This window comes from Streptomyces sp. rh34, assembly GCF_002551245.1.
Classification (GTDB): Bacteria; Actinomycetota; Actinomycetes; order Streptomycetales; family Streptomycetaceae; genus Streptomyces.
Map to the genome: position 1 here is coordinate 21,690 of NZ_NTGZ01000091.1, position 6,000 is coordinate 27,689.

At 70.6% G+C, this 6,000-nt stretch carries 6 protein-coding genes; 3 read left to right on the top strand and 3 right to left on the bottom strand.

Going from position 1 to position 6,000, the window contains the following annotated elements:
- Positions 1-982 precede the first annotated feature (982 nt).
- Positions 983-1,498: a DUF6416 domain-containing protein gene (locus CR470_RS18480; RefSeq protein WP_097868683.1), complete on the top strand. Its 516-nt coding sequence runs from the start codon at positions 983-985 to the stop codon at positions 1,496-1,498.
- A 103-nt stretch (positions 1,499-1,601) separates the two neighbouring features.
- On the opposite strand, the gene CR470_RS18485 is transcribed toward CR470_RS18480, so the two are convergent.
- A complete protein-coding gene (locus tag CR470_RS18485; protein ID WP_097868684.1) occupies positions 1,602-2,612 on the bottom strand; it encodes a phosphotransferase in 1,011 nt (336 codons plus the stop codon).
- A gap of 362 nt (positions 2,613-2,974) precedes the next feature.
- On the opposite strand from CR470_RS18485, the gene CR470_RS18490 reads away from it, so the two are divergent.
- Both CR470_RS18490 and CR470_RS18495 read left to right on the top strand, forming a co-directional pair.
- The gene (locus CR470_RS18490) at positions 2,975-3,325 is read left to right on the top strand and encodes an Ig-like domain-containing protein (RefSeq protein ID WP_257138789.1); all 351 of its coding nucleotides are present in this window, start codon (positions 2,975-2,977) and stop codon (positions 3,323-3,325) included.
- Positions 3,326-3,434: 109 nt separating this feature from the next.
- Positions 3,435-4,934, top strand: coding sequence for a DUF4157 domain-containing protein (locus tag CR470_RS18495; RefSeq protein ID WP_143663839.1), 1,500 nt, complete (start codon positions 3,435-3,437; stop codon positions 4,932-4,934).
- A gap of 95 nt (positions 4,935-5,029) precedes the next feature.
- Here the strand turns inward: CR470_RS18495 and CR470_RS18500 are convergent, their stop codons facing one another.
- Both CR470_RS18500 and CR470_RS18505 read right to left on the bottom strand, forming a co-directional pair.
- The gene (locus CR470_RS18500; protein ID WP_373561427.1) at positions 5,030-5,647 is read right to left on the bottom strand and encodes a hypothetical protein; all 618 of its coding nucleotides are present in this window, start codon (positions 5,645-5,647) and stop codon (positions 5,030-5,032) included.
- 52 nt (positions 5,648-5,699) lie between these two features.
- Positions 5,700-6,000, bottom strand: a 301-nt coding sequence (locus tag CR470_RS18505; protein WP_218923774.1) for an alpha/beta fold hydrolase, incomplete at its 5' end; no start/stop codon positions are given.

A 6,000-nucleotide genomic window follows, 5' to 3' on the forward strand; every position in this document is an offset into this window, starting at 1 on the left:
CCCACCGCCGAGTGCACCCCTCCCTCGGGCCCGGCGGCCAGGAGCGCGTGCCGTACATCCTCTTCCGACAGGCCGCCCTCCAGCCACTTCACCGCCTCCACCGCCAGCCCGCGCGCCTCCCGCACCCCCAGCAACAGCTCGCGGCGCGAGTGGCGCAGCGACAGCAGCAGCCTTTCTGCCTTGGCCAGTTGGGAAGCGGGGTGGGGTGCCGGGGCAGAGTGGGTCGCCGGGGCCGCGTGGGGTGCCGGGGTGGAATCGGCCACAGAGGGTTGGAGTTCCCGTGTCGGCTCCGGCGTCGGCTCGGGCGTCGGTTCCGGTTCCGGTTCCGGCGTCGGTTCCGGCCTCAGCCCCGGTTCCGGTTTCGGTTTCGGTCCCGGTTGCGCTCGGCGCTGCTCCGGTCGTTCCGCTTCGGAGGGTGGGTGAGGAGTGGTCTTATCACTGTGGTCTTCCTCCGGTTCATAGCCACCGGCCGCCCGGGAAGCCGGTCCGCCGACCGTCGGATACCGCTTAGCCGGCGGCGGCGAAGCGGCAGCCGCCACTCCCGGCGCGCGCCCGCCGTCCGGTTCCAGCGTCGCCCGTACGGTTCTGGCCTCGTCGCTCGTCAGCGGCGTGTTCGTGAACAGCTGCTCCGTCGCCCAGCGTCCGCCATCGGCCTGGGCCCGCCACTCGTGGACGTAACCGTGTTCCATCAGTTGCTTCTTGGCCAGTTGGTACGTGCGGCCCTTGATCTCCAGGCTCCGTGCCAGCTCGCCGAGCGGGCGGCCCGTGGCGGAGTCGGGTTGCGCCCCCGCGCACCACCCAGCTCGCAACCGGACTACCGCCGTGCGCCGTTGCGCGTCCCGCCTCCCCTGCGGATTCGATCTCGACAGCCGAAGCCATGCCGAAGCGATGAATGGCTCTTGACCTTCACGCGGAAGTGATGCAAGGCTTACGCATGCCTTCTGGATCGCTTCGACCGGAGGCGAGTCAGAGGGGACACGTCTTGATCACCATCAACCTCGGATCCGGCATCGAACTCAGGCTGGCTCCGCAGCAGGCCCATGCCGTTCTTGATCAGCTCCGCAATCAACTCCACGGCAGCCAGGAGAGCAGCCCGTCGGCGGCGCGGCCCGCCTCCATGCCCTTGCTGCTCAGCGACGGCCACCCGATGTGGGACAAGCACTCGGGGGGCGGACGCGGCGGCAAGGAATGGGACTTGTCGAGCGACCTCGAAAGGGCCGAGGCCCTCTACCACTCGGCGCCCCCCAAGGTGAGGTTCTTCCTGGACCTCCTCATGGACCTCCCCGGCCAGCTCCTGGACGCCGACGAGATCTGCGAGCGCAGCGAGGGGCGTTTCACGGGGCGCAGCTCCCTGTCCGGGGCGCTCAACGGCATCGCCAGGCCTCACCGCGAATCCCACCGCAACTACCCCTTCTACTGGTGGAAGGGTGACCCGTCGCAGTACGCGATGAAGCCAACGGTCGCCGAACTCTTCCGGCAGGCCCGCAAGCGCGGCTGAACGGGAAGCGCCCTCCCGCACGGAACAGGGCCGCTCATGGGGCCGGGGCAATCCGATCGAGGGCCCGTTCCCGGCTCCCCGCCCGGCGGGGAGGCGGCCCTCGCTAACGCCGCCTGTCCGCCAGCGCGGTCACCGCGTCGACCAGGCCTTCCCACGTCTGTCGCGTGTCGGCCGTGTCCGTGTGCCGCGTGCCGAAGACGCCGAGGGCGGCCGCCATGTCGTCCAGGGCCCAGCGGAGTTCGTAGTACGCGAGCAGGGCGGGGTCCGGGTGGTGGCCGGTGAGTTCGGCGTAGTGGGACAGTTCCGCCGGGGTGTCGGTGGCCAGCCAGAGGTCACGCTCGGGCGGTGCGAGGGCGACGGTGTCCCAGTCGATCAGGAGGGTGCGACCGCCGGGATCCAGGCTGTTGCCGGGGTGGGGTTCGCCGTGGGTGACCACGGTGGGGGCGGTCGACGCGGCGGACGTGAGCCGTGCCGTACCGCTGTCGAAGCGCTCCAGCGTGGTGCGTAGAGCTGCGCTGTTGGTGGCGAGCAGGACGTCGCACCGTTGCGCGTACGGGCCCGACTCCGCCCGGAAGCGCGGCGGACCGGCCAGCGCCGCGTCGAGCAGCGGACGGTCCGGCAGGGCCGGGTGGTGGGCCGGTGTCGTCAAGGGGGGTTTCGTGCCGTGTAGTTGGGCCAGCCGCTCCACCAGTCCGCGACGCGCCCCGGGGTCCAGCAGCTGGCCGAAGCGGCCGGTCGGCGCGTCCACGTACGGGAAGACGCTCACGGCGTACCGGTCGGTGAGGCGGAGCAGGGTCTCGCCCGTTCCGGTCCGCAGCGGGGCCACCAACGCCGGTTCGCCGTACGGGGTGTTGAGTGCGGAGTCCAGTGCGGCCGCCGTGTTCATGGCGCGGCTCAGGCCCGTCCAGGCCGTGGCCGTGTCGGGTCCGCAGTGCGGCTTGTGCGCCAGGTCCGCGACCGTGACGAAGGTCCGCCGGCCGTCGGCCTCGGCGGCGACCCAGTGGTGGTCCCCAAAGCCCACCGGGGCGTGGGTGAGCGTGACGGGCTCGATGTCCCAGGCCCCGAGGACGGAGGCCAGCGCGGTTTCGTCGATGCCGGTCGGACGGTCCCTCATATGGACACGGTAGCGGCAGCCCTCCGCGCCTCCGCGCCTCCTCACCACACCGTCTCCCCGCCCTCCCCCCGACCCCTCCTGCACGCTTCACGCACGCTCTCATCACAATTCCGCTTCGCTTCCCGCATGCCCCTGATGTGTGCCCGGGCGCACTGCGAACATCGGCTGCTCCACCGCACAGAGCTCGGCCTTGGGGGCACCACATGCAGACGAGGAAGCAGGCACGGCGACCGAGGCGCGGGGCCCTCCGGATACGGGCATCGGCCGGAGCGGGCGCGCTCGCGCTGGTCCTGACGGGGTGCGGGGACGAGGGTGCCGCGTCAGCCGGGTCGTCGCCCTCCGTGAAGCGGGCGCTGGCCCTCATGGACGACGAGCAGAACGTGGACACGGGCAGCAGCCTGGACGTGGACGTCCTGGACAACGACTCCATCATCCTGGAGAGCGGGGCCGGAGCCGCACTGCTCGACGCCTACGACGCGGCCGATCTGGCCCTGAGCATCGACACCGCGCCCGGGCACGGAACCGCCGTGGTGTCCGGGGCCTCGGTCACGTACACCCCCGCCGACGGGTACGCCGGTGAGGACACGTTCACGTACCGGGTTCTCGTGAAGGACACCAAGGTTCACGCCGCCACCGCCGTCGTCCGCTTCACGGTCACCGCGCCCGAGCCCGGACCGAGTCCGACACCGGCCCCTGCCTCGAAGGGAACGTAACGGCCGCATTTCCTTCTGCGGCAGGGCACCGACTCTGCCCTCAGGGACCTTGCCCGGCCGGACGGATCCCCGTAAATCTGGCTGGCGCGCTCCCCCGAGAAGGAGATTCATGCACACCCCACGCCCCTATGACCTGCCGCAGAACCAGCCGGTGGCGCGGCGGCGCACCCCTCAGTCGTCCAGCGCCAGGTCGCCCGTGGGGGCGCTCGGCGCGACCCCGGCCGGGCTTCTCTCCCAGCAGCCCGGGGCCGGGAACGCCGCCGCCGTCGAGATGCTCCGCAGGGCGGGGCACGGACGCGCAGGGGGTGCGGAGGAGCATCAGCACGCTCAGGACTGCGGGCATCGAACGCCCGAGCTGCCTGCCGTGCAGCGGTACGCGTCCGGCGGCGCTCCCACCGGCGTGGTGAGCGCACCCTCGGAGGAGCAGGAGCGCACGTGGGACAAGGTCGACCACTTCGTGACGCAGGGGTCCGAGGGAGTGCTGCGACCGGGCGAGTCGCCGGGGAAACTGATCAAGCACCAGGTCGACCACATGGACGTCCAGGCACACCACCCCGGAGACGTCTCTCTGCTGATCTCGGACGACGGCACGCTCGCCGTCCACGACACCGACCGTGAACCCAAGGAGTTCTACGCGTCACCCGACGTGTTCAAGCAGTCGGTCGCGGAACTGAAGGAACGCCACAGCGCCTACACCCTCATATCGGCCGGGGGCGGAATCCGCACCCAGCACGGGGAGTTGATACGGATCAAGCCCGTGGTCAGCGGCGATGAGAAGAAGGCCAGCGCCTCGGGATTCGCCGACCTGATCAAGGTGCAGTGCATCGACGTGGCGCGCAAGGTGATCGGCAAGCACGCGATGGAGATCGTGCTTCAGGGGGACTCACCCCCCATGTCCTGGAGCGAAAGCAACGGCGCTGCGATCGCCGGACGCGCGGCGAACTCGGTGCGCGAGAAGACCGGGGACGACTCCGACACCTCCGTGGCCGAGCAGTACGGATCCGGACTGCGCAAGCATCCCGACCACGCCGACGACGCCGCACGGGAGTTGGGCATCAACAACCACGCCCGGCCGGAGGTGGGCGAAGCCTTCGCGACCCTGTCGATCGGCAGCGACGCGAAGATCGACTACGCGACGGCCGCAGAGGGCGAGACCTCCACCGACCGGAGTGCCGTGGACGTCTGGAACTACCACTTCGCCGGAGTCGTGGCCCGCAGCACCGACCGCCAGGACTGGGTGACACTGGAGAACTACACCCGGAACCAGCAGGCACAGAAGGCGCTGCACGACCTGGAGAGCAAACTGCTCTCGGAGTACACGCAGAAGACCAAGGGGTGGTTCTCCAACCGCGAGGGCAAGACGCCCAAGGGCATGTTCGAGAGCGACCGGATCACGACGATGATCCAGGAACTCGCGAACGTCACCCGCACGAAGGCCCAGCAGGAGTACCAGGCCCTCGGCATGGATGAGAAGGCCTGGAAGACCAAGTGGTTCTTCCGGATGTACGGATCGGGCGAGGGCCAGCGCTTCCACGAGCAGCAGTACAAATCCGGTCAGGGCGACTTCGTCAACCCCTTGACCATCCGGACGCGGGCGGCATCGTCCTAGGCACTGTGGTCAAACCCCCGCCTGCCCGGCGGCGCCTTGCCCGCGCCCGTACGCACGGTTCACGCGACTGAACCGCGCCGGGGAGCGGGCCGAGATCAGCGGTAGTCGTCGGGATGGTCCTGCATCCAGGTGTTGATGCCGTCACGGGTGCCGACGATCTCGGAGAAGTGCTTCTCCAGGTGTGCCTCGGTCCGGTCCTCGCCCAGCTTGTCGAACAGGACCTTCATGTCGGCGAGCGGCTTCTTGAAGTGGCCGGGGCCCTTGGCGTCCGCCCGCATCGACTCGTCCAGCTCGGTGAGTTCCCGGGTGACCCGGCCGAGGAAGTAGGCGCAGTCGCCCGCGCCCGGGGTGCAGGTTTCGCCGAGCGTCGCCTGGAGCGTCGCGAAGGCGTCGCGGACCAGGGCGGGGGCGGGTGAGGGGACAGCCGTGGGCTCCGCCTCGCCGGCCTCCCGCTCGGCCCGGTCCGCGTTCTCGGCGTTCTCGCCGCTCCCCTTGTTCTCGGCGCTCCGGGCCAGGTCCGCAGCCGGGTCCGCCGACCTGCTCGGGACGTCCGCGCCGGGGCCGCCGCCGCTCGACGCCTGGGTGCAGGACACCAGCGCCGCGGCCACGACCACGACAAGTGCGCCCGCGCGCAGCCCCGTTCGGACCGGACGGTGAGCGTCGGCACGGGCACCCGTACCGACGGTCGTGCGGGCAGCGTTACGGAACAGCATGAGACCCCCTCGTGTGAAGGGTCCAGACCTTACACCGGTCCTCCACGGGGGCTCACGCCAGGAAGGCCGCCATCTCCCCGTACACCGCGGCCGAGTTGTCCAGGTGGGCGTCGTGGCCCGCGCCCGGGATGACACCGATCCGCGTCGCGGGGTGCCGGTCCCGCATCCGGTCCGCCTCGTCCGGCTTCATCGTGCCGTTCTCGCCCCGTATCACCAGCACCGGGCAGCGCACCCGGTTCCAGTCGTCCCAGAAATGCCGCTGCGCGTTCTCCTGGACGGTGGCCACCATCACGTCCCGGTCGACGCGGGAGTGCAGGCCGCCGGGGCCCGGCACGAGCCCCGCCGCCCAGGCC